Below are 23,881 nucleotides of genomic sequence, written 5' to 3'. Positions count from 1 at the left end.
AGGTGATCGACCGCAAGTCCAAGGCACTGCTGACGGACCTGATCAAGCAGGTGAAGGCGGTCGAGGTCGACCTCGGCCAGCAGGTACGGGACGGCGAGACCGTCCTGAAGCCACTGCGCACGGAGTACGGCAAGCTACAGAAGGCCGATCCCAAGGGGAGCCCGAAGTGGGATGCCTGGCTGGAGGGGCGGCTGGCTGAGCTGCCGGAGGAGCGTGCCGAGCTGGTGCGGGCGGCGGAGGCTGTCGCTGGGAGGCTGCGGGCTGAATACGACCAGGCATTCAAGCTCGGTCGTACGGGGGCGACTTGGAGCGCGTGGCTGGACGAGCGGATCACCCAGGTCGCGGTGGCGTGGGTGCTGGGCACGGTGTTCGTACGGTTCTGCGAGGACAACCGCCTGATCCCGGAGCCGTACCTCACAGGCCCGGACGCCGAGCGGTGGGATCTGGCGGAGGCCCGGTACCGGCAGTACGTGGAGGATGAGCAGGACCCGACGTACCGAGGGTGGCTGGAGCGGGCGTTCGCGGAGCTGGGCTCCGGGCAGGCCGGCAAGCTGCTGTTCGACAAGCGGCGCAATCCGCTGTATCAGATCCCGGTCTCGCACGACGGGGCGCGGGCGCTGGTGGAGTTCTGGCGGGAGCGGGGGGAGGACGGAGAGCTGGTCCACGACTTCACCGACCCGCTTAACGAGGACGGGACGAAGGGGTGGGATACGCGGTTCCTGGGCGACCTGTACCAGGACCTGTCGGAGGCAGCTCGGAAGACGTATGCGCTGCTTCAGACCCCGGAATTCGTGGAGGAGTTCATCCTCGACCGGACGATGAATCCGGTGGTGCGGGAGCTGGGCGGGCGGTTCGGCGAACTGAAGATGATCGACCCTACGTGTGGGTCGGGGCACTTTGTGCTGGGCGCGTTCAGGAGGATGGTCCGGCTTTGGGCGGAGCGGGAGCCTGGGCGAGACGTGCATGAGCGGGTGCGGTATGCGTTGAACTCCGTGCACGGGGTGGACATCAATCCGTTCGCGGTGGCTATCGCGCGGTTCCGGTTGTTGGTGGCGGCGATGGCAGTGTCCGGGGTACGGACGCTGGAAGAGGCAGGGCGGTACGACTGGCCGATCCATCTGGCGGTGGGCGACTCGCTGATCAAGGCTCGCCAGCTTGAACTGACTCTGGGCGACGAAGAGTCGGGGGATCCACTTGCAGAGTTCTCCTACGCCACGGAGGACTTGGATGCGCATCCCGGGATTCTGGAACAGGGGCGATATGACGTCGTGGTGGGGAATCCACCTTACATTCAGGTCGCAGACGCCAACCTGAATAAGCTTTACCGGAAGCTCTACGCATCCTGCGCAGGGTCATATGCCCTATCGGTTCCTTTCGCTGAGCGGTTTTTTCAGCTGGCAAAAGCAGGGAATCCTGACGGGCGCGGGTACGGCATGGTTGGCCAAATCACCGCGAACTCCTTCATGAAGCGAGAATTCGGAACCAGGCTGATCGAGGAGTACTTTGCACACAAGGTCGAGCTGACGGAAGTAATCGACACTTCGGGGGCTTATATTCCTGAGCATGGCACCCCTACGGTAATCCTGATTGGCCGCCGACGGTCTGGCAACGCACGTGCCGAGATTATCCGCACTGTGCGCGGAGTCCAGGGCGAGCCTAAAATTCCAGAGGATGGAGAGAATGGGCTCGTCTGGGATGCAATAGTCGACCAAATCGACAGACCCGGCTCAGCCAGCCAATGGGTATCCGTCGACGATCTGACGCGTGAGCGCTACTTCGGAAAGCAACCATGGATCTTGGCAGACGGCGGCCTTGAAATGGTGGAGCAAATTACGTCTGCGGCAAATCTGAAACTCGGCAGCATCAGCGCAAGTGTCGGGCGCACGACATCCACTGGAGCAGATGACATTTTCTTTTGGCCAGACAGCGAAACAGCCAGTCGCTATGGGCACGGCGAGCACACCCGACCATTGATCGCAGGAGAGTTTGTTCGGGATTTCAAATTCGACCATGAAATCCCGGTTAGCAATCCTTACACGGATCACAAGAATTCACATCTTTCCGATCCAAGGCATCCACTAGTCACTCAACACCTGTGGCGTGACAGGACTCGACTTCGCAACCGGAAGATCTTCGGGAAAACACTCACACAAAATGGGCGAGCATGGTACGTCCATCTTGAAAATTACCCGAGCAAGCTGAATAACAAATTCGGCATCGGATTCGCCTTTGTCGCGACCCACAACCACTTCGTCTTCGATCGCGACGCACGCCTTTTCAATCGCACTGCACCAGTGATTAAACTGCGGGATGATGCCGTGGAGGGAGATTATCTCAAATTGCTGGGGCTGCTCAACAGCTCCACCGCCTGTTTCTGGCTCAAGCAGGTGAGTCAAGGTAAGGGGGGGAGTGGACTCGGTCGCGGCATCCAAAGCGAAGCATGGGAGGAACGCTATGAGTTCACCGGTACCAACGTCGAAGACTTCCCTCTGCCCGTCGCCTACCCCACCGCGCTCGGCACTGCACTGGACACCCTTGCCCAAGCCCTTTCTGCCACCGAGCCTGCCGCGCTAACCACTTCCAGCTCGTCGCCCCCGAGCGCCCCCAAACTCCGGGAAGCTCGCGTCACGTGGGAGAACACTCGTGCCCGCATGATCGCCCTCCAGGAGGAGCTCGACTGGCAGGTCTATTCTCTCTACAACCTGCACTCCGAAGACCTCCGTGCCCCCGAGGCCGAAGTCCCCGAACTCGCCCTCGGCGAGCGGGCCTTCGAGATCGTGCTCGCTCGGCGGGTCGAGAAGGGTGAGGCATCCGACGAGTGGTTCGAGCGACATGGGTCCACCCCCATCACCAACCTGCCCGACCACTGGTCCGACGCGTACAAGGCCACTGTCCAGAAGCGCATCGACGTCATCGAGTCGTCCCGCGCCATCGGCATGGTCGAGCGCCCCGAGTACAAGCGCCGGTGGGCGACCGAAGGTTGGGACGCCCTCCAGGACAAGGCCCTGCGCTCCTGGCTTCTCGACCGCATCGAGAACCGCGAACTCTGGTTCGAGGACGGCCAGCCGACCATCCTCACCCGTGCTCAGCTCACCTCCGCTCTCTCCCTCGACGAGGACTTCGTCTCCGTCGCCGAGTTGTACGCACCCCGCAAAGAGCTGGCGACCGTCGTCGCGGATCTCCTCGCCAACGAACATGTCCCCTTCCTTGCCGCCCTGCGCTACAAGTCCACCGGCTTGAGGAAGCGCGCCGACTGGGAGCATGTCTGGGATCTCCAGCGTCAGGAAGACGCCGCCCCGGACGAGCCCGCCAAGCGAAGGATCCGGGATTCAATCCCCGTACCGCCGAAATACACATCGGCCGACTTCCTCAAGCCGTCCTACTGGCGCGCCCGCGGGAAGCTGGACGTGCCGAAGGAGCGGTTCATCTCCTACACCACCGGCGCGATCTCCGGCACCCCGCACCTCTTCGGCTGGGCGGGCTGGGATCACCGTGAGCAGGCCCAGGCACTCAGCACGTACTTCACAAACCACGACGAGCTGTCCGACGAGCAGATGACCCCGCTGCTCGCCGGCCTCCTCGAACTTCAGCCCTGGCTCAACCAGTGGCACGACGAATTCGACGCCCTGTACGGCGGCTCCCCCGCAGCCTTCTTCGCGGGCTACCGGGCGACCAAGCAGGGTGAACATGGTCTGACCGACGACGACTTGCGCGCGTGGCGTCCCGGGAAGTCAACCAAGGGCTGATCACCCCGGCGTGCCCTCCCCTCTCGCCCGCGTGGAGGGCACGCCAACGTCTCGCATGGTCAACGGTTCTGCCGCGTGTACCCGTAGCGCCGGGCCCTCGTCCAGTCCAAGCACAACGGCGAGCCCACCAGCCGCGTACGACTCAGTGCGCACCGTACGGACAGTGCGCCACTCACCCCACACTCGCACTAGCTGGCCAGGCCGCACCATGACAGCCGCGACCTCCCGCCCGTCGGGTTCAGCCACGATGTCCGGCGCTTTCAGCTCGGCCCACACGGTCTTCCCGATCCCGCCCGCGCGCTCATCAACTCCCCAGCGGTGGGCCAACGCCTCCACGAGCAACAGCCCGCGCCCGCCTGTCTCCTCGTCACCGGGCTTCCGCACTTCGGGCCTGCCCGAGCCCGCGTCGCTGACTTCCAGCCGCAGTAGGCCGTCCTCCAGGGATCGCGCGATCCGGACGCCCACCTGCCGGTCACCCGGCACACGTACTCGCAACGCGTTGGTCACCAATTCCGAGAGCACCAACTCTGCTGACTCCAGGACGTCTTGGCTGACGCCCCAGCCGATGAGCACGGCATACGCCATTGCTCGCGATCGGGGCACGCTGCGACGGCAACGAGTTAACCGGAAGGTGACTTCATTCGGTGCAGCCATGGCAGCCCCCAGAGGGTCGACGCGCGGCCGGAGCCCCATAGAGACAGCAAGTCGAGCCATGGGGCGCCGATGTCCATGGCCAGCAGAATGTATGCGCACCATCCGAATCTGCAACGTTGCCGACTGAGATGGCCTCAATCTTCCTCCTTCCGGGTTAATACAACCCTGACGCATCCACGGCTCTGCTAAAGGTGTTGGCATGCTTGCGAAGAGCACCACCCCGAACCCCTCGACCGTGCTCGGCCGCCAACTTGGCGACGAGCTACGCCGGTTGCGGGAGGCGGCAGGGCTGACCACCAATCAGGCTGCTGAAGCCCTCGACTGCACCAAGGGCAAGATCAGCCGGATCGAGAACGGTCGAGTGGCCGTCCGACTCCCGGACCTGACCGCGATGCTGCACGCCTACGAGGTGGCGGATCCTGAGCTTCGCGAGCGACTGGGAGCGCTGGCCCGCAAGGCCAACCGCCGTCGCAGGCAAGGATGGTGGAACCAGTACGGATCCGTCCTCGCCGACACGTACCGCGACTACATCGCGCTGGAAGCCATGGCTGGAGAGATCCGCACGTTCCAGGCGCAGTTGGTTCCCGGCCTGCTCCAGACCCCGGAGTACGTCCGTGCCGTGACGGTGGCCTCACGACAATGGCAGACAGCCGACGAGATCGAAAAGTTCGTCCAGGTTCGCCTCGCCCGACAGGAGCGCCTCACTGGCGACTCCCCTTTGCGTCTCTGGGCAGTGCTGTCGGAGGCCGTTCTCCTCCAACAGGTCGGCGGCCCTCATGTGATGCAGGCACAGTTGGAGCACCTCCTGGCGACCTCCGAGCAGCCCAACGTGACCATCCAGGTCCTGCCGTTCTCGCGCGGAGCACACGCGAGTATGTTCGGCCCGTACGTAGTACTGGGTTTCTCAGAGGAGGCAGCGCTCGACGTGGTGCTGGCGGACAACCCAACCGGCTCCATCTGGCTGGAGCGGGAGGCGGAAGTCGCCCGATACCAAGATCTGTTCGACGCCGCTCGCACGTCCGCGCTCTCTCCGATGGAATCCCGAGCCGTCATCCGACGCAGGGCCAAGGAGCACAGAGCATGAATAGCGCACGCCACAGCACGCTGGACCTGTCGGGCGCAAAATGGCGCAGCAGCACCTACAGCGGCGGCAACAACGAGTGCGTCGAGATCGCCGACGGCACCCCCGCACTCATACCGGTCCGCGACAGCAAGCGCCCCGCCGGCCCAGTGATCGCCTTCGCCCCCCACGCCTGGCGTGCATTCATCGCCCACCTGACCTGAACCCGATCACCCTCGAGGCCGGCCCGCCCTTCACCGTCTTCCAGTTCACCCGCGCCCATCACTCACGGTCACCATTCATTACTCGTTTTCTCCATACTATGGTTTACTTGAGTATGTTCGACACGAGCAAGCTCGGAAGGTGACCCCATGCCAGGCTTCGTAGGCCGCACATCCGAGCTGGCCACCCTGAACCGCCACCTCGCCTGGGTACGCGACGGCCGAGGCGACCAGCGCGGCCGTGCCCTGCTCCTCCGCGGCCGACGTCGCGTCGGGAAATCGCGGCTCGTGGACCTCTTCTGTGAGCGCGCCCAGGTGCCCTACGTCGTCCACCAGGCCACCCGAGGCGAGGACCCCCAACGGGAACGGGCCCGCTTCCTCGCCGAGGTCAGGGACTCCTCGCTGCCCGACACCGCCCTCCTCGCCGGCGTCACGACCGTCGCCGAATGGGACACCGCCCTGCGCCAGCTCGCCGCCGTACTCCCGGACGACGCCCCCAGCATCGTCGTACTCGACGAGCTGCCGTGGATGCTCGAAGGCGACCCGGTCCTGGAAGGCACCCTGCAGACCGTGTGGGACCGGGTGCTGAGCCGGAAGCCCGTGCTGCTCATCCTCATCGGCAGCGACCTGGCCATGATGGAACAGCTCTCCGCCTACGGCCGCCCCTTCCATCAGCGAGGGGTCGAGATGGTCCTCGCGCCCCTCTCCCCCTCCGAGGTCATGGCCATGACCGGGCTCCCGGCCGCTGACGCCTTCGACGCCCATCTGATCACCGGCGGCCTGCCGCTCATCTGCCAGGAGTGGCATGAAGGCGAGAGCCGCACCGACTTCCTCTCCCGTGCCCTCGACGACCCCACCTCCCCCCTCCTCGTCTCCGCCGAGCGGGCACTGGCCGCCGAATTCCCGACCGCCCTCCAGGCCAGGCACGTGCTCTCCGTGATCGGCAGCGGTGAGCGGACCTTCGGAACGATCGCCGCGAAAGCCGGGGCGGCCGATCGACCGCTCCCGCCCGGCTCGCTCAACCCCGCCCTGCGCACCCTCGCGGACAAGCGGCTCATCGCCGTCGACACCCCTCTCTCCACTCACCCCGGAGACCGCGACCGCCGCTACCGCGTCGCCGACCCCTACCTCCGTTTCTGGCTGGCCTTCCTCGAGCAGGGGATCCCGGAGATCGAGCGCGGGCGCAGCCGGATCGTGGTCGAGGCGGTCGAACGTGGATGGACCTCGTGGCGCGGGCGGGCGATCGAACCCGTCGTACGCGAGTCCCTGGCCCGACTGCTGCCCGACGACACGTGGCCGCAGGTGAGAGAAGTGGGCGGCTGGTGGCCCCGTACCAACAACCCCGAGGTCGACCTCGTGGGGGCGGACCGGTCGCCGGCGCGCGAGATCGAGTTCGTCGGCTCGATCAAGTGGCACGAGCACGGCACCTTCGACCGTCGCGCCCTGGCCGCGCTGGCCCGGGACGCTCTCGTCGTACCCGGTGCCGACGAGGACACTCCGCTGGTGGCGGTGTCCCGCTCCGGGTTCTCGGTGGACGGGCTGGCGGCCACGTACGGGCCCGAGCATCTGATGGAGGCCTGGGCTTCCGCTGCGTGAGCTCCCTCCCCCATGTCAGAGACGCCCGATACGATCGGAGACCGTCCCCACATGGGTGAACCGTGGCGGACGGTGCTTCCGGAGCAGCGTGCGGTGCGGGCATCGCACGCCGTTCCGGTCGACGGGGGGACGCGCCGCGCTGCCCGGTGGACGTAGACGCAGTACACGGAAAACAGGAGACGCGAGACAGAGATGGCCCCGACCGCCGCCACGGCCCCCCTCCTCCGCGATGTCATCGACATCAAGACGTCCATCTCCACGTCGGACTTCGTCCTGAAGCTGGCCGAGGCCGTCACCCCGGAGGGCGCTGAACGGGCGCTGCGGGACTACGTCGTCACCGAGCGCCTTCTCGAGAACTTCGACGAGGCGCTGAGTCTGATCAAGACCGCGCTGGACGGGCAGACGTCGAAGGCCGCGTATCTGCACGGCTCGTTCGGTTCCGGTAAGTCGCACTTCATGGCCGTGCTGCACGCCCTGCTCCGGGGCGACGAGGCCGCGCGCGCCCGGGCCGATTTCGATCCGGTGCTGGCCAAGCACGAATGGCTGAGCACCGACGGGAAGCGGTTCCTGCTCGTGCCGTACCACATGCTCGGGGCCAAGTCCCTGGAGCAGCGGGTGCTCGGCGGGTACGTCAGTCACGTCAAGGCGCTGCATTCCGATGCGCCCACGCCGCAGGTCTACCGGACCGACTCCCTCTTCGCGGACATCCGCGCGTTGCGGGATCGTATGGGCGACGACAAGTTCATCGAAGGGCTTGCCGGAGCCGCGGCCGACGGAGACCCCGTCGATACCGACGACGAGTGGGGGGACTCCTTCGCCTGGACCCCGGCGCTCCTCGACACCGCCCTCGCCGCCGAGGAGCTGGACGGCGCCGAGGTCAACCTCAACCTGGTCAACCCGACCACCCCGGCCGAGCTGCGCGCCAAGCTGGTGCACGACGCGAGCACCAGTTGGTTCCCCGGCTTCGCGAAGAACGCCGCCGAGGACGAGCACGGCTTCATCTCGCTCGACGCCGGCCTCGCCGTCATCGCCGAGCATGCCAAGTCGCTGAAGTACGACGGGCTGATCCTCTTCATGGACGAGCTGATCCTCTGGCTCGCCAACCGCATCCACGACCAGAAGTTCGTCTCCCGCGAAGCCGACAAGATCACCAACTTCGTGGAGGGCGCGGACTCCCGCCGCGCCATCCCGATCGTGTCGTTCATCGCACGGCAGCGCGATCTGCGGGAGCTGGTCGGCCAGGAGGTCTCCGGGGCGGCCGAGACCGCGATCCAGGACAGTCTCAACCTGGCGTCCGGGCGCTTCGACAAGATCACGCTGGAGGACCGCAACCTCCCCCAGATCGCCCATGCCCGCCTCTTGAGGCCCAAGGACGCGGAGGCCGCCGCCAAGCTCGACGCGGCGTTCGCGAAGATCAAGCGGGTCGGGCCGCAGGTGTGGGACGTGCTGCTGGGCTCCGACGAGGGGACGACCGGCGCCGACGAGGCGTCGTTCCGGCTGACGTATCCCTTCTCCCCTTCGTTCATGGACACCCTGGTCCACATCTCGTCGGCGCTGCAGCGCTCCCGTACCGGTCTGAAGCTGATGGGCCAGCTGCTGGCCGATCATCGCGACGACGCGACGCTGGAGCAGCTCATCCCGCTCGGCGACCTCTACCCGGTCATCGCCGACGGCGGCGACCGGCCGTTCGTCGACAGTCTGAAGGTGGAGTTCCAGGCCGCGGACAAGCTGTACCGCACCAAGCTGCGGCCGTATCTCCTGGCGATGTACGACGTCACCGAGGAGGACATCGAGCGCTACCGCCACCGCCGCGAGACCGTCACCGATCAGGGGCTCGTCCAGCGGTGCAAGGCGTTCGTGGGCGACGACCGGCTGATGTGCACGCTCCTGCTGTCCGCGCTGGCGCCCAGTGTGCCCGCGCTGCGGGACCTGACGATCCGGCGGCTCGCGGCCCTCAACCACGGCTCGGTCATCTCCCCGATCCCGGGCGCGGAGGTCGGCGCGATCCAGTCGAAGGTCGACGAGTGGGCGGCGCGCTTCGCGGAGATCAAGCCCACCGGCACCAAGGTCAACCCGGGCGTACGGCTCGAGCTGGCCGGCGTGGACGTGGACTCCGTCATCGCCAACGCCAACGTCAACAACAACCGGGCCAACCGCCGCTCACTCGCCAAGCGGCTCCTCGCCGAAGAGCTGGGCATCGACCTCCAGGAACGGCTCACCGCGGACGAGCTGAAGTTCGTCTGGCGCGGCTCGAACCGCACGGTGGAGGTCATCTTCGGCAACATCGCCGACCACGACGACCTGCAGGACCACGACTTCGCGCCCAGCCAGGACGGGCTGTGGCGGATGATCATCGATCTGCCGTACGACGAGGGCGAGTACGGGCCGCGCGAGGACGCCAACCGCATGGCCGAGCTCCGCCGGCTTCCCGGGAACCGGCCACGGACTGTGGGATGGATTCCCACCCATCTGTCCGCCGGCCGCTTCCAGGACTTCCAGCGGCTGGTCGTCATCCACTACGCCCTCGCCGACCAGCGGCGCTTCGACACCAGCTACGCGCAGCACCTGAACGCCGACAACCGGGCCCGCGCCAAGGCACTGCTGGAAGACCAGCGCGAGACGCTGACCAAGACGGTGAAGGCGGCCTTCAAGCAGGCCTACGGTCTTGCGGCCAAGAAGCCGGGCGATGTCAACCCGGACTTCAACGAGCACCTGGAGCCGTTGCCAGACGTGCCGGAACTGCGCGTCTCCATCGGGCAGTCCCTGCACGACGCGGCCCGGCATGTGGCGGGCAAGCTGCTGGCCCACCAGTTCCCCGCGCATCCGGACTTCGATCCCGAAGGCACGGGTACCGTCGTCCGGCTCGCCGACGCGCGGGCAGTGTTCGGGTACATCCGGGCCGCCGCGGAGGCCGGTGAACGGCAGGCCGAGATCCCGGCCAAGGAGCGTCCGCTCATGCGGCGCATCGCCGCGCCGCTGGGGCTCGGCCAGCAGAAGGAGGCGTACTTCCGGCTCTCCACTCGCTGGCCGGAGCACTTCGCCCTCCAGGCGCGCGGGGAGGCCGGTCCCGGTGACCTCAGCGTCGTGCAGCTCACCGAGTGGATCGACCGTCCCGCGCCGATGGGTCTGGAGCCGTTCCTCGCCCATCTGGTGATCGCGTCGTACGCGGAGATGGACGACCGGGTCTGGGTACGGGCCGGTGCGCTGCTCGACCCCTCGCCCGAGCTGTCGGCGATCAAGCCGCAGGACGCGCTGCGTTCCCAGCCACTGCCGGAGGAGAACGTCTGGGAAGAGGCGGGGCGCCGCTACTGGGAGATCTTCGGGGAGGAACCGCCCAGGCTGCGCCGGGGCCGGATGGTCGGGCAGTTCGCCCGGCGGATCACCGAGCGGGCCCGCACCTACCAGCCGCACGCGGCCGACCTGGTGGCGCAGTTGGAGAAGCACGCGACGCTGCTCGGTCTGGACGGCACCGACGAGGCCGGCCGGCTGGCGATCGCCCGCCGGGCCCGGGACCTGCTGGACGAACTGCGCGGGCTGGATCAGGGGCCGGGTGGCGGTTCCGCCGCGGCCAAGCAGGTCATCTCCGCCTTCGCCGGTTTCGATCTCGGCGACGTGCCGACGAGCCGGTACGGTGCGTCGATCAAGCAGGCCGAGCCCGTCGCGGCTGCCTTGGCCACCGCGGCCTGGGACATGCTCAAGCTCGCGCCCAACTACGGGCCGCAGGGCGAGGCGGTGCTGGAGGAGTTGCGCGGCGCGGCCCGTGTCGATCAGCGCACCAAGGACCTCAAGGAGGCGCTGCGGGAGGCACGGCGCGCCATCGTCGCCGTCATCGAGCGCAGCCAGGCACCCACCGCCGACCCGCGCAGGGCGTACGCCGCGCCCACGCCGGCCGAACCTCTCACCAAGCCCGACGCGATCAGCCTGAGCACCGACGCCAGCCGGCCGCCTGTGCCCTCCACCCACCCTGGCACCGACGGCGGACGACGTGCGGGACGCCGCTCGGGCGGGGGCCGGACCACGGCCTCCCGTGCGCTGGCCGAGTTGAAGGCCGAACTGGCCGAACTGGCGGCTGCCGAGCCGGACGCGGAGATCGAGATCAGCTGGCGGGTTGTGGAATGAGCGGAAGGCAGCAGGCGGAGAGGGTGTGGCAACAGTGAGTACAGCGGCCGTGACCACCACCAGCGCGGTACGGCTCAACGCCGCGACCATCACCCAGTACCTGGCGTCGCAGCCCGGCCTCAAGCCGGACAAGCGCAGGGTCGTGCTGCTGCGGGCCGCGCCCTCCTGGGACGGCCCCAACGAGCTGCCGTGGGGTGAGCAGCGGCGGGCCACGGTCGCGGCGGCGCCCTCTCCCCTCGGCGTGTACGAGCTGCTCCTCGCACACCAGAAGCCGTCGGCCACCGGGCCCGACGTGCTGGTGGTACTGACCGACCGCGAGGAGGCCGAACTCGGGCCCGATCTGCTGGCCAAGGTGCACCGGCAGCGGGTCAACGCCGTCGACACCTGGGACGTCGTACGGGAGGCTTTCGGTGCCGGCGCCTCCGACCACCGGCTGTTCGAGGAGAACTGGGCTGCCGAGGCCCTGCTGGACGCCGCTCCCCCGCACGGCGGATGGCCGAAGCTGGCGGGCGGTGTCCTGTCGCGGCGCGAGGCACTGACCTCGCTCGCCCTGCGCCGGCTGGGAATCGGCCGCTACGACCCGGACGCCGAAATCTCCCGCTCCGCGGCGGGAGCCGGTGACGAACTGGACATCCACACCCTGCTGCGGTGGTCTCTCGTACCTGGCGGCCCGGAACGGCTCCTGGCGCTGCGAGCGCCCGAGCGAGCCGGGCTCGTGCAGTTCCTCGGCGAAGAGGAGCAGGCCGGGCGCGCGGGACAGGCCCTGCTCGCCCTCGTGACGGCCGAACACGGGCCGGACGCCGTCGCGTTCGGGCTGGTCTGCGCGGCGCTGTGGGGGCCCGTCGACGCCGTTGCGGACGCGGAGGACTACCGGGCCCGGGGGCGGGCCGAGCGCTGGTTCGGAGAGGAGCCGCCCGCCGAGGGTGAGCATCTGGACGCCCTCGCTACGGCCTTCGGACGGTCCTGCGAGGAGTTCGTCTCCGCCCTGCTGCTGACGGGACGGTCGGACAGTGACGAAACGGCGGCGGAGGCCCGGCGGCTGACCGGGTTCGTTCTCGACCGGGCGGCCGCCCTTGCGCGCCAGTTCGGGGCGGAGCGGGCTGCAGGGACGAGTCCCGTACTGGCGGCAGGACTTGAAGCACGCTTCACCGCTGTCGGCGAGGCGCTGTCGAGCGGCGGCCCCGAGCGGATCACAGCCGCGGTGAAGGCCCTCAGCCGACACCGGCTCGCCCGGGATCCCGACTACAGCGTCCGTATCGAGCGGGCACGCATGGCGCAGCGGCTGGCACGTTGGCTCGCGACCGACCCGCCGGTAGAGACCCGCACGGTGGCGGATGCCATCGCCCGTCACGTCACCGAGACGGGCTGGGTGGACCTGGCACTGGAACACATCGAGTCCGGGGGCGATCCCGATCCGGCGCTCCGGTCCGCGTACGACGCTCTGTGCACCTCGGCGCGCGACCGCCGACGCGAGATCGACCGGCACTTCGCCCAGGTGCTCGCCGCCCGGGCGGCGACCGACCGTGGTCCCGGCTCGATGCCGGCCGTGGAGACGTTCCTCCCCGAGGTCGTCGCCCCGGTCGTGAAGGCCGGAGAGCGCAGAGTGCTGCTCCTCGTGCTCGACGGCATGAGCGCCGCCGTCGCCGCCGAGCTCGGCGAGCAACTGCGCGAGCACTGGGTCGAGTACGACCCGCTGCCCGGAGCGAAGGACGCTCCGCGGCGCCGCGCGATGGCAGCCGCGCTCCCCACGGTCACCTCTGTGTCGCGGACCTCGCTCTTCGCAGCACGGCTGATGAAGGGCACGCAGGCCGACGAGAAGAGGCTGTTCCCCGCTCACCGCTTCTGGGGCGGGGAGGACGTGGCGGTCTTCCACAAGGACGATCTGCGCGCCGGGACCAGTGGTGAGCCGTTCGGGCCCGAGCTGCACGAGGCGCTCGTCGGCGACCGTACGCATGTGGCGGTGGTCCTCAACACCGTGGACGACCGGCTGGCCTCCGAGCAGAAACTCGGTGACGGTGCCTGGCGGTTGTCCGACATAGGAGGGCTGCGCGCACTGCTTCGGTCTGCCGCGGACCAGGGCCGAGCGGTGATCCTCACCAGCGACCACGGCCATGTCGTCGATCGACGGTCGGCTCGGGTGGACGCCGAGGATGTGCGGTCCGCGCGGCACCGCGGCCCAGGAGGTCCGCTCGTGGAGCAGGAAATCGTGCTGAAGGGCCCTCGGGTTCTCGACCCGGAACCGGAGAGCGAGATCGTCGCGCTCTGGGACGCCGACACCCGCTACACGTCTCGCAAGGCCGGCTATCACGGTGGAGCGTCCCTGGCCGAGTTCGCCATCCCGGTGCTGGCCTTCCTGCCCTTCGGGGCGAAGCCGCCGAGCGGCTGGCGGGAGCTGGGGAACCAGCAGCCGAGCTGGTGGTCACTGACCCCGCAGGCACAGGAGCAGTCTCCGCGTCCTCAGGCCGCCGCGGTTCCGGCACCGGCATCGAAGAAGCCCGCCAAGCGGAGCAAGAACGAGGCGGAACTCGCCAGGAGCCACGAGGCTCTGTTCGATGTGGCCCTCGTCCCCGCGGAGTCCGAGGACGGAGCCCTGCTCTCCGTAGCTCCCGTCTCTCCGAGCGATGCCCTGGTCGAGGCGTTCCTCCGGTCCGAGGTCTTCACGGCACAGGTGCAGCTGCTCGCCCGCAAACCGGATCTCGTGCGAGTGGAGAAGGCCGTACTTGCCCTGTTGGACGCCGGCGGCACGCTGCCGATGACTGCTCTGGCCCAGCGTGTCGGGCTGCCCGCGAACCGGCCGGCCGACGGCTTCGCGGCCGTGCTACGGCAGTTGCTCAACCACGACGGTGTCCAGGTACTGGAAACACTGCCGGACGGGCGAACCCTACGACTGCACACCGGACTGCTGCGGGACCAGTTCGAACTGAGCTGAGCAGAGGACCGTGAGCCGGTCCTGGAGGTGATATCCAGGACCGGCTCGCCGTTCGTCAGGTGAGCTGGCGCAGCAGTCCCACGAACTGGCGCAGTTCCTCGCTCCGCTGTGGCGACAGCGGCTCCGCGTCGAAGTGCGCGATCTGGTTCCGGATGTTGCGCACCCGGTTGAGCTGGTGCACGAACTGGACCTGGTTCACTCCGGACCAGCCGAGAGCCTGCCAGTTCTGGTCCGCCTCAGCGCACTTCTGTTCCAGTCGCTGTCCGTTCTTGTTCCGCTGGTCACCATCGAGGAGTATCACGTACTGGCCGAATGTGAGGTCCGTGATCTTCCCTGTCTTGTTGTCGTTCCGCTGCACCTTGCGGATGGCGTCCTCGCTCAGCTTTGCACCAAGGCACTTGCGCAACCGGAGTTCGATCTCGCCCACGACGAAGAACGGCCACGCCGTGGCGTCGAAGCGCTGGGTGATGTCCGTGGCCGTGACGATGCCGCTGATTCGCCCGTTGTGGGCTCTGACCAGCACATATCCGTGCTCGCAGACATTGGGGAGCATGGCGAAGAAGTCGTCGTGGGCATGCGCGACCGGCGGGTCCTCCACAATCGCGTTGGCCAACGCCACGGTCGCCCCTGTGCCGTACATCTTGGCCACCGAGCGCCAGGTGACGACACCGGTCACCGTGTACTGGTCCTCCAGGACCGGGACCTGGGAGTAGTTCTTCGTGTGCATGATGTAGGTCGCCTCGGTGAGGTCCGAGGCAGAGGTGACCGAGTCGACCCCGGCGTGGGCGCTCGGAAGGTCACCGACACGAAAGGGCTGCTGCGGCAGCGCACCGGGCAGCAGCCCGGCCTCGTCCTCCTGCTCCTCGTCCGCGCCGTCCCCGTCACCCGTCGCTGCGGATCCCTGGGCGACGATGTGGATCTCGGACTGGCTGCCGCAGGTGGCGAAGTACGGCAGGGTCGCGAGACCGACTTCCTTCAGCCGCTGCTCGATGAGCAGGATTGCCTGGTCGTTGCGGAACCGGGTGTTGAAGCAGGTCAGCAGCTCGATGAGAGGTACGCGCCGGCCTTTGAACGCCAGCAGCTCATCATCGGGAGGTGTCCGGAGCACGAGCACCTCACCCGGCCTTCGTGTCGCGGAAGACGGTGCGCTTGCCCATGGCCGACATGACCAGCTCCAGCAGCTGCTTCGCCCTGCTCTGGTAGAACTGCTCGAAGTCGCCTGCGTGCAATGCGGCAGGGTCCACCAGATGCGTGGCAACGACGTCGTCGAACCACTCGAGGCGCATGCCCGACTCAAGTGCGAGCGTCTTGAGATAACCCGCCGGCGATCCGCCCATGCTTTTGCTGGCCCGCAGCGACAGCGGCGTCTTGTTGACGATCGAGTTCGCCCTGCCGCTGTAGGAGGGCTGGTTCTTGTCGATCCATGCCTTCGGGAAGATCTGGCGCACCTCCACGCTGTACTCGGCCAGTCGCGCGGCATTCAGGGGTGCTTCGGTGAAGTACCAGTCGACCGCCCCCTGCTTGACCAGGAGGGCGTAAATGCCCTTGTAGGCGGCGCTGTTGCGAGTGCTGAGCGTGTCCAGCCGATCGTCCAGGAAGGCCGCCTCGGCGATAGTGTCGGGAATCACCTCCGTGTTGCCCCGCAGCCGCTCGATGAGTTGTTCCACGTCGCGGGTGAAGCGGCTCTCCGTCGAACCGCCGTACATCTCGCCGAGGACACCGCACCAGAACCACTGCGTGAGCAGGTCGTCGGCTGCCTCGCTGTCGGTCTCCTCGCCCAGGATGGTGCGTACGGCGGCCAAGGGTACGAGCTGCGTGCGATACGGCAGATCGGGGGCGCGCACGATGCACTGGCGCTCCAGAAATGCTCCGACCCACTCGAAAGCCTCAGCCACGCGGGGAGCCAACAGGCTGAAGTCGGTGAGCGGTAGTTCCAGCAGGTCACGGCGCTTGCACGAGACGGCAGCACGCGGCTCCTGCCGCTTACGTTCCCAGGTGCGGACGAGTGCCACGGCCTGGAGGAAGTCACTGCTGCTGAGTCCGTCCTCGACGCCGGCCTCCATGCGTCCGAACACGGGGTACGACGAGGCCAGGCTCTTCTTGATGTCGAACCAGACGTCCGGGAGCTTGTAGTAGTCGCCGTGCTGTGCCACGTACTCCTGGTTACCCGCGTACGTGGCTGTCAGCAGTTCGAAGACGTTGAGCGGCACACCACCGGTGTTGACCCGCTCGAACACCGCGCAGACCGCGTCCATGGTCGTGGAAGCCGCAAGTTTGATCATCGGGACCTGGAACGACTGCATGCGGTTCAGTACGTGGACCTGGAACTGACCCCACAGCCCCCAGTTCGTGACGTCGACCTTCACGAACTCCTGGTGCCAGTCGTTCACCCGCTCCGTGTCGAAAACGAAGTGGAGCGGGAAGTAGCCGGCCCCGCACTCGCCTTCGACGGTGCTGAGGTCCACGACTTCCCTGCGGTTGAAGCCGGTCTTGAGGATCTTGTCTTCCGGCACGGAGACGATGGCGTCGTCGCGGTCGGCCGGCGTCCCGATGGCCTTCTCGATGTCGATGTAGTACCAGCGCCTCAGCTCCTTCCCCCGCGCGTCCACTGTCTCGACCGGACGATCGCGGTGGAGTGCCTGGAAGAGGGAGGTCAGGCGCTGCTGTCCGTCGAGCAGCAGGAGCTCGGGCACCCTGGCCTGCGCATCCTCGGCCCCCTTGAGCGTCCGGGTGCGGAACAGTGACGTGCCGTTGGTCTGCAGCGCCATCACCACGCCGAGCGGATAGTCGAGTGTCACTGTCGCGATGAGGGCCCTGATGCGCTCGTCGTCCCACTTCCACTCACGTTGGAAGTCTGGGAGCTGTAACGCGCCGGAAGCGACGTCCGCGAGAGCGTCGCTGAGTTTCAGACTGTCGAGTGCCACGCTGTGTCTTCCCGTGTTGAACCTGAACGGCGAGTCGCCACCGGTCACCGGCGGTGAACATGCCATTGCATCAACGGAGTTGAACTCAGTCAAGACCGTTGTCAACCTGTATGGGCGACAGGACGTGGAGCTTGCTCCGCAGGTGAGACACCCGAACTTCCGGCCGCGTACCTTACGGTGCGGTCACCCCCTATCCGGCCAAATGGGAGACTGTCCGGGTGAGGACAGACAGCCCCGCTGGAAACGGACCCGTCAGTGCCGCTCGGCGTCGCGACGTGATCGATGCCCTGCGCCGAGGCGCCGTTCCGGAAAACGGACTGGGTCTGCTGGCGACCGGCCTGGACCGGTTCGAGTCCGCGCTCGACGCGGAACTCGATGCCGTCGTGTCCGGAGCCTCGGTGTTCAAGGCGGTGCGAGGCGAGTACGGGTCGGGCAAGACCTTCTTCGCGCGGTGGCTCGGTGAGCGGGCCAAGAGGCGTAACCTCGCCGTCGCCGAGATCCAGATCTCGGAAACCGAGACGCCACTGCACAAACTCGAGACCGTCTACCGCCGTCTCACGGAACGGCTCACCACGTCCAGTTTCCCGCCGAGCGCGCTCCGACCGGTTGTGGACGCGTGGTTCTACGTCCTGGAGGAGGATGCGCTGGCCGACGGAGCTACCGAGGAAAACCTGCCCGCCCAGGTGGAGAAGCTGATGACTTCCCGGCTGAGCGAGGTGTCTCGGCACGCCCCGTCGTTCGCGACGGCTCTGCGTGGATACCGGGCCGCAGTCGCCGCGGGCGACGAAGCCACCGCCTCGGCGGTCATGGCCTGGCTCGGCGGACAGCCCCACGTGGCAGCGGCTGCCCGCAGGGGGGCCGGCGTGCGCGGCGACCTCGATCACTTCGGGGCACTTGGTTTTCTCCAGGGGCTGCTCACAGTGCTACACGACTCTGGCCAGTCGGGGTTGCTCGTCGTCCTGGACGAGGTCGAGACTCTGCAGCGGGTCCGCTCGGACGCCCGTGACAAGGCCTTGAACGCACTGCGTCAGCTCATCGACGAAGTGCACTCCGGACGCTTCCCCGGCCTCTACCTGCTGGTCACTGGTACGCCTGCGTTCTTCGACGGTAGGCAGGGGGTGCAACGCCTGGCCCCGCTGGCACAGCGCCTGGCCACCGACTTCACCACTGACCCGCGCTTCGACAACCCGCGCGCCGTACAGCTCAGACTGCCGGGCTTCACCCAGGACTCACTGATCGCACTCGGCCTGACCATCCGGGACCTGTATGCATCCGGTTCGCCGGTCGCTGAACGAATCAGAGAAGTGGCGGATGACGGCTACGTTGCCGATCTGGCCAAGGCTGTGGGCGGGGCGCTGGGAGGCAAGGTGGGGGTCGCCCCGCGGCTGTTCCTCAAGAAGCTGGTGGGTGACGTACTCGACCGCATCGACCAGTTCGAGGATTTCGACCCGCGCGAGCACTACGCACTCACCGTCAATGCATCGGAACTGACCGAGGTGGAGCGCAACGCTGCCGCGGTCGACAGTGCCGACAGCGTGGAACTGGACCTGCCGTGAGCGATGTCGCGCCGGACCCGATGGATCAACTTCATCCGGGCTTGGTTCACCACATCGTGAACACTCTGGGCTGGCCCGGACTCCGTTCCCTCCAGGAGGAGGCGATCGCCCCCCTGACAAACGGCGCGGACGCAGTACTGATCGCCCCGACCGCTGGAGGGAAGACCGAGGCCGCTTTCTTTCCTCTGCTCTCGCGGATGGCACAGGAGAAATGGGACGGCACTTCAGTTCTCTACGTTTGCCCCCTGAAGGCACTGCTCAACAACCTGCATCCCCGACTGGAGACGTACACCTCATGGCTTGGGCGCACAGCGGCGCTCTGGCACGGAGACGTCACACATCTCCGCCGTAAGCGCATCCTGCGCGAACGACCAGACGTACTCCTGACCACCCCCGAGTCCCTCGAGGCCATGCTGGTCAGTGCGAACGTCGAGCATCAAGCCTTCTTCTCCGGTCTGCGGGCGATCGTCGTCGACGAGGTGCACGCCTTCGCGGGCGACGATCGAGGGTGGCATCTGCTGGCCGTGCTGGAGCGGCTGGAGCGGGTGGCCGGACGCCCGGTTCAGCGAGTCGGCCTGTCCGCCACAGTGGGCAACCCGGACGAACTGCTCTCCTGGCTACAGGGCGCAAAGACCGGACAGCGCGAGGCCCAGGTGGTGGCTCCGCATCTGAAGGAGAAGCAGCAGGAGCTGCCTCCGCCTGGAGACATCCAGCTCGACTATGTGGGGTCTTTGGCCAATGCGTCGACAGTGATCGCGGCATTGCACCGAGGCGAGAAGCGTCTGGTGTTCTGCGAATCACGCAAACAGGTCGAGGAGCTCGGGGCGGCGCTGCGTGCGAAGGGCATCACCACTTTCCTTTCCCACGCATCGCTGTCCGTGGACGAGCGACGGCGAGCCGAAGAGGCGTTTGCGGAGGCTCGCGACTGCGTGATCGTCTCCACCAGCACCCTGGAGCTGGGCATCGACGTCGGCGACCTCGACCGGGTCGTCCAGATCGACGCACCAAGCACTGTGGCGTCGTTCTTGCAGCGACTGGGGCGCACCGGCCGACGACCGGGGTCTGTCCGCAATTGCCTGTTCCTGGCCACCGACGACTCCGGACTGCTGTCCGCGGCGGCTCTGCTGCTGCTCTGGTCGCGCGGCTGGGTGGAACCGGTCACCGCTCCACCCGAGCCCCGGCACATCGTCGCGCAACAGGTGCTCGCTCTGTGCCTGCAGGAGCACCAGGTCGGTGACCGACTGTGGCAGGAGTGGTGGGGAGGCCTCGGTCCGTTCGGCCGACCCGCCGAGCCGATCGTTCGCCATCTGGTCGGGGAGGGTTACCTGGAGCGGGACGGCGAGCTTCTCTTCGTAGGTCCTGAGGCCGAAAAACGGTTCGGCTACCGCCATTTCATGGACCTCACCGCCGTCTTCACCGCCGCTCCGGAATTCACCGTGCTATCGGGCCGCACGGAGATTGGCACCACGGATCCGGTGCTGCTCACTGACGAGGTCGTCGGCCCGCGCCGACTTCTCCTCGCCGGGCGCAGCTGGCAGGTGACGTACATCGACTGGTCGCGCCGCCGCTGCTTCGTCGAGCCGGTGGAAAGCGGCGGGAGGGCCCGCTGGGGCGGCATCGGCCTGACTCGCACTGCGTCGTACGAGCTGACGCGGGCCGCCCGAGAGGTCTTGCTCGGTGCCACCCCGCCGGTGAGGCTCACCCGCCGTGCCGAAAGCACCCTTGCGCGTATGCGCGATGAGAACAGCGAACTTGTGTGCCGCAACCGCACTGTCATCATGCGCGGAGGCCACGACACGAACGTGCGGTGGTGGACATGGGCAGGCTATCGCGCCAACGCCACCCTGGCCGCGACTCTCTCTGGCATCGCCGACCCCTTGCAGCGCCCTACGGACACATACGTCCGACTGCGCGAGGACATCACTCCCCAGGAGTGGCAAAAGGCCACTGCGGACGCCGCCGATCACTTGAGCCTCCCAGCTGTGGACCCTCGCGCACTGACGGGACTGAAGTTCGGCGTGGCCCTTCCGCCTCGCTTGGCTGAGGCCACGCTCGCGGCTCGGCTGGCCGACCTAGGCGGTGCATCCGCCGCGCTCCGTGAAACAGTCAGGTTCACGGTCAAGTGAGGGTGGGGGCGCTTCATTGGCGCAACACGACTCCCGCACAAATCTTCCGGTGCCGCAAGGGTGGTCTTGCGCCGGTCAATTCCGAGGATTCCCGGTGCACGCTTTTGAGCAGCAGACGAGTCGGGCTGTACGCCGGGTTCTGTTCCCCGGTTCCCTCGCGGGGGCCGGGGCGACGGCCATCCATCTAGGGCCGGCGTTGCCGCCGGCCTCGTGCGGTCTACCCGGGGACTCGGGCGGGCAGCCCTCGAACGTCCCCGCAGGAGCACCGGGGTGCTCCCTCTTGACCTTGCTCCGGGTGGGGTTTACCTAGCTGCCCAGGTCACCCTGGGCACTGGTGGTCTCTTACACCACCGTTTCACCCTTACCGAGGGCCGAAGCCCCCGGCGGTTTGCTTTCTGTGGCACTGTCCCGCGGGTCACCCCGGGTGGCCGTTAGCCACCACCCTGCCCTGTGGAGCCCGGACGTTCCTCGGGAAGCCCCTCAAGGGGACTCCACGCGGCCGTCCGCCCGGCTCGTCTGCCGTGTCGACCATGTTACCGGGCGGGTCGGACGCGTCCGACCAGTTGTCGTGGCGAGGACCGAGCCCGCCAGGATCAGCGCGAACGCCGCCCCGATGCCCCAGGTCAGGTCCTCGCCCAGGAACAGCGCTCCCGCCGCGACCGCCACCGCCGGGTTGACGTACGTGAAGACCGTCGCGCGCGTCGGGCCCACCTCCTTGATCAGCTCCAGGAACGCCACGAAGGCGAGCGCCGTGCAGATCACGCCCAGGCCGGCGAGAGCCGCCAGCACCGAGGCCGACGGCATCTCGGACGGCCGGGTCACCGCGGCCGGCCCCGCGTACACGATTGCCGCCAGCGCCAGGCAGGGGGTGATGAGCTGGAAGGTGGAGACGTCCTTCAGCCAGCGGGCCGCTATCAGCGGGGCCGTCGCGTAGCCCACGACCGTCAGCAGTACTTCGGCCAGCGAGAGCGCGTCGCCACCCGTCAGGTGCGGGACCGTGAGCACCGCGACTCCCGCCAGCCCCAGCGCCAGTCCCGTCATCCGTCGTACGCCCAGGTGCTCCGTGTCGCCGAAGAAGCGGGCCAGGGCCACTCCGACGATCGGTACGCCCGCGATCAGCAGGCCCGCCGTCGAACTGGACAGGTGCCGCTCGGCATCCGTCAGCGTGAACCACGGGCCGATGATCTCTATGCACGCGAAGGCCAGCATCGGCAGCCAGTGGGTACGGACCGTCCTCACCAGGCCCCCCTGTCGCAGAGCGAAGGGGAGCAGGAGCGCGGCGCCCAGCGCACAGCGCGTGAACACCACCACGGACGGGGACAGCGGAGCGTCCACCGCCACCTTGATCATCAGGTAGGGGATGCCCCAGACGACTCCCATCAGGGAGAACAGGAACCAGCCGCGTGCAGTCATACGGCGAGTTTCGGCCCATCCCCTAACGGCCGTCTTGAACGCTGTTGCGGTACGCCGCCGGCGTCACCCCCAGCACCCGCCGGAACCAGCGCGTCAGGTGCGCCTGGTCCGCGAAGCCGACCAGCGCGGCGACCTCGGCCGGGCGCAGGCCCGACTCCAGCAGCCCCCGGGCCCGGGCGACCCGGTACTGGGCCAGCCAGGCGTACGGCGGCACGCCCATCGTCGTGCGGAAGGCGCGCAGGAGCTGGTAGCGGGACAGGCCGAGGTCGGTGGCGAGGTCGGCCAGGGACGGGGGTGAGAGCAGTTCGTCGGCCAGGCGGTCCCGGACGGCGAGGGCGATGCCGCCCGCGCCGGGGACCGTGTCCGGCACCGGGCGGGCCGTGGAGTGGCGGCGGGCCAGGGCAGTGAGGAGCCAGGGCAGGCGGGACTCCGCCTCCAGTGGATCGGGGCAGGTGCCCAGGTCAGTGTGGGTGAGGCGGAAGGCCGCGGCCAGTTCGGGGTCGTCGATGAGCGGCTCGTGGAAGTGCGGGAGGCCGCCGAGGGTGCCTTCCGTCAGCAGCGACGGTTCCGCGTACAGGGCGCGGTAGGCGTAGCCGTCGGTGGAGTTGCCGGGGCCGCCCGTGTGCATCTCGCCGGGGGCCAGGACGACGATGGAGCCGGGGCCGGGGCGGATGCGGCCGCCGCGGTAGTCGATGACCTCGGAGCCGGCCACGCACACGCCGATCGTGTACTCGTCGTGGGCGTGCGGGCAGTAGACGTGCCGGCGGAAGCGGGCCGTGAGCATGTCGAGCTGCGGTCCGCAGCGGCCCAGCCGCGCCCTGGTCCACCGTGCCTGTTCCACGCCCCGTCCCCCTGTCCGTCGTCCACAGGGTGCAACGCCGGAAGGGTCAGAGAAAGTCCGTGGTCTCCAGGTCGAAGGCGAAGGGTTCGGGGAGGCGGAGGGGTCTGCCGAAGGCCACAGTCTGGAGATCCTGGTACTCGCCCGACTCCGGGGCCGTGAACAAGCTGATCCGCGCGGTCTCACGGTCGACGAGAAGGTAGAGGGGGATGTCGGCGCGGGCGTAGCAGCGGCGCTTGGTCTCCCGGTCGATCTCCGGCCTTCGGTTCGTGACCTCCAGCACCATGGTGACTCCAGCGCAGGGCATCCAGGGGTCCGCTCCGCGGTAGAGCCGCAGTGAGTCCGGCACGAAGGTGCCGTCCGGAATCACATGATCCTGCGGGCAGCCGTCCGCGGTTCCCAGCTTCAGCCCCTTGTTCGCGGAGAACTGCGTCTCGATCGCGGTTCGCTTGTAGATCTGGCCGACGATGCGGCTGATGCAGTGCTCGTGGTGTCCGTCCGGCACCGGCGTCACCACGACCTCCCCCTCGATGAGCTCCGCCCGGATGCCCTCCGGGGTGTCGAGTTCGACGAACCAGTCGAGCAAGAGCCCCTGTGTGATCGAGTCGATGGGATGGATGGGGTGAATGGGGTGGATCGGCACCATGGTTTCCATGCAATACGGCCGCTCCCCCCGGCTGAGGACGGCGCCGGGAAAGT

General features: G+C 67.7%; 13 protein-coding genes, 1 other RNA gene and 1 pseudogene. 8 read left to right on the top strand and 7 right to left on the bottom strand.

Annotated features, from left to right (window positions below; all coding sequences use genetic code 11):
• The first annotated feature begins 2 nt into the window (after nucleotides 1-2).
• A complete protein-coding gene (gene pglX, locus M8J74_RS14360; protein ID WP_372500179.1) occupies nucleotides 3-3,746 on the top strand; it encodes a BREX-2 system adenine-specific DNA-methyltransferase PglX in 3,744 nt (1,247 codons plus the stop codon).
• Here the strand turns inward: pglX and M8J74_RS14355 are convergent, their stop codons facing one another.
• Nucleotides 3,747-4,400, bottom strand: a complete 654-nt coding sequence (locus M8J74_RS14355; RefSeq protein WP_283948148.1) for an ATP-binding protein — start codon at nucleotides 4,398-4,400, stop codon at nucleotides 3,747-3,749. It abuts the gene before it with no gap.
• 199 nt (nucleotides 4,401-4,599) lie between these two features.
• On the opposite strand from M8J74_RS14355, the gene M8J74_RS14350 reads away from it, so the two are divergent.
• The 5 genes from M8J74_RS14350 to pglZ all read left to right on the top strand — a co-directional run bounded on the left by M8J74_RS14350 (nucleotide 4,600) and on the right by pglZ (nucleotide 14,325).
• Nucleotides 4,600-5,484 carry a helix-turn-helix domain-containing protein gene (locus M8J74_RS14350; RefSeq protein ID WP_249836755.1) on the top strand — a complete coding sequence of 295 codons (885 nt, stop codon included), beginning with the start codon at nucleotides 4,600-4,602 and terminating at the stop codon, nucleotides 5,482-5,484.
• On the top strand, nucleotides 5,481-5,684 hold the full coding sequence (locus tag M8J74_RS14345) for a DUF397 domain-containing protein (RefSeq protein WP_249836754.1): 204 nt from the start codon (nucleotides 5,481-5,483) through the stop codon (nucleotides 5,682-5,684). Before M8J74_RS14350 ends, M8J74_RS14345 begins: the two co-directional genes overlap by 4 nt.
• A gap of 147 nt (nucleotides 5,685-5,831) precedes the next feature.
• Nucleotides 5,832-7,277, top strand: a complete 1,446-nt coding sequence (locus M8J74_RS14340; RefSeq protein ID WP_249836753.1) for an ATP-binding protein — start codon at nucleotides 5,832-5,834, stop codon at nucleotides 7,275-7,277.
• Between the two features lie 192 nt (nucleotides 7,278-7,469).
• A complete protein-coding gene (pglY, locus tag M8J74_RS14335; RefSeq protein WP_249836752.1) occupies nucleotides 7,470-11,396 on the top strand; it encodes a BREX-2 system ATPase PglY in 3,927 nt (1,308 codons plus the stop codon).
• A gap of 34 nt (nucleotides 11,397-11,430) precedes the next feature.
• Entirely contained in the window at nucleotides 11,431-14,325 is a 2,895-nt protein-coding gene (gene pglZ, locus M8J74_RS14330) for a BREX-2 system phosphatase PglZ (protein WP_372500178.1), read from the top strand.
• Nucleotides 14,326-14,380: 55 nt separating this feature from the next.
• Here the strand turns inward: pglZ and M8J74_RS14325 are convergent, their stop codons facing one another.
• Together M8J74_RS14325 and M8J74_RS14320 are read right to left on the bottom strand one after the other, a co-directional pair.
• Nucleotides 14,381-15,433 carry a CBS domain-containing protein gene (locus M8J74_RS14325; protein ID WP_249836750.1) on the bottom strand — a complete coding sequence of 351 codons (1,053 nt, stop codon included), beginning with the start codon at nucleotides 15,431-15,433 and terminating at the stop codon, nucleotides 14,381-14,383.
• A gap of 7 nt (nucleotides 15,434-15,440) precedes the next feature.
• The gene (locus M8J74_RS14320) at nucleotides 15,441-17,249 is read right to left on the bottom strand and encodes a GmrSD restriction endonuclease domain-containing protein (protein WP_249836749.1); all 1,809 of its coding nucleotides are present in this window, start codon (nucleotides 17,247-17,249) and stop codon (nucleotides 15,441-15,443) included.
• Nucleotides 17,250-17,467: 218 nt separating this feature from the next.
• On the opposite strand from M8J74_RS14320, the gene brxD reads away from it, so the two are divergent.
• Entirely contained in the window at nucleotides 17,468-18,805 is a 1,338-nt protein-coding gene (gene brxD, locus M8J74_RS14315) for a BREX system ATP-binding protein BrxD (protein WP_249836748.1), read from the top strand.
• Nucleotides 18,806-18,825: 20 nt separating this feature from the next.
• Entirely contained in the window at nucleotides 18,826-20,931 is a 2,106-nt protein-coding gene (locus tag M8J74_RS14310; RefSeq protein WP_249836787.1) for a DEAD/DEAH box helicase, read from the top strand.
• Between the two features lie 112 nt (nucleotides 20,932-21,043).
• On the opposite strand, the gene rnpB is transcribed toward M8J74_RS14310, so the two are convergent.
• The 4 genes and pseudogenes from rnpB to M8J74_RS14290 all read right to left on the bottom strand — a co-directional run bounded on the left by rnpB (nucleotide 21,044) and on the right by M8J74_RS14290 (nucleotide 23,828).
• An RNA gene (gene rnpB / locus M8J74_RS14305) (RNase P RNA component class A) lies at nucleotides 21,044-21,446 on the bottom strand.
• 112 nt (nucleotides 21,447-21,558) lie between these two features.
• Nucleotides 21,559-22,281 (bottom strand): annotated as a pseudogene (locus tag M8J74_RS45010) (DMT family transporter); the annotation flags it as partial.
• 85 nt (nucleotides 22,282-22,366) lie between these two features.
• The gene (locus M8J74_RS14295) at nucleotides 22,367-23,128 is read right to left on the bottom strand and encodes a helix-turn-helix domain-containing protein (protein ID WP_249836786.1); all 762 of its coding nucleotides are present in this window, start codon (nucleotides 23,126-23,128) and stop codon (nucleotides 22,367-22,369) included.
• A 103-nt stretch (nucleotides 23,129-23,231) separates the two neighbouring features.
• Nucleotides 23,232-23,828 carry a Uma2 family endonuclease gene (locus M8J74_RS14290; RefSeq protein WP_249836785.1) on the bottom strand — a complete coding sequence of 199 codons (597 nt, stop codon included), beginning with the start codon at nucleotides 23,826-23,828 and terminating at the stop codon, nucleotides 23,232-23,234.
• Nucleotides 23,829-23,881: the final 53 nt, after the last annotated feature.

The sequence above is a fragment of the Streptomyces panaciradicis genome (assembly GCF_023516615.1).
Lineage (GTDB): Bacteria > Actinomycetota > Actinomycetes > Streptomycetales > Streptomycetaceae > Streptomyces > Streptomyces panaciradicis.
Note: the sequence above shows the minus strand (reverse complement) of the source record. Positions and strands in the feature narration are given on the sequence as shown.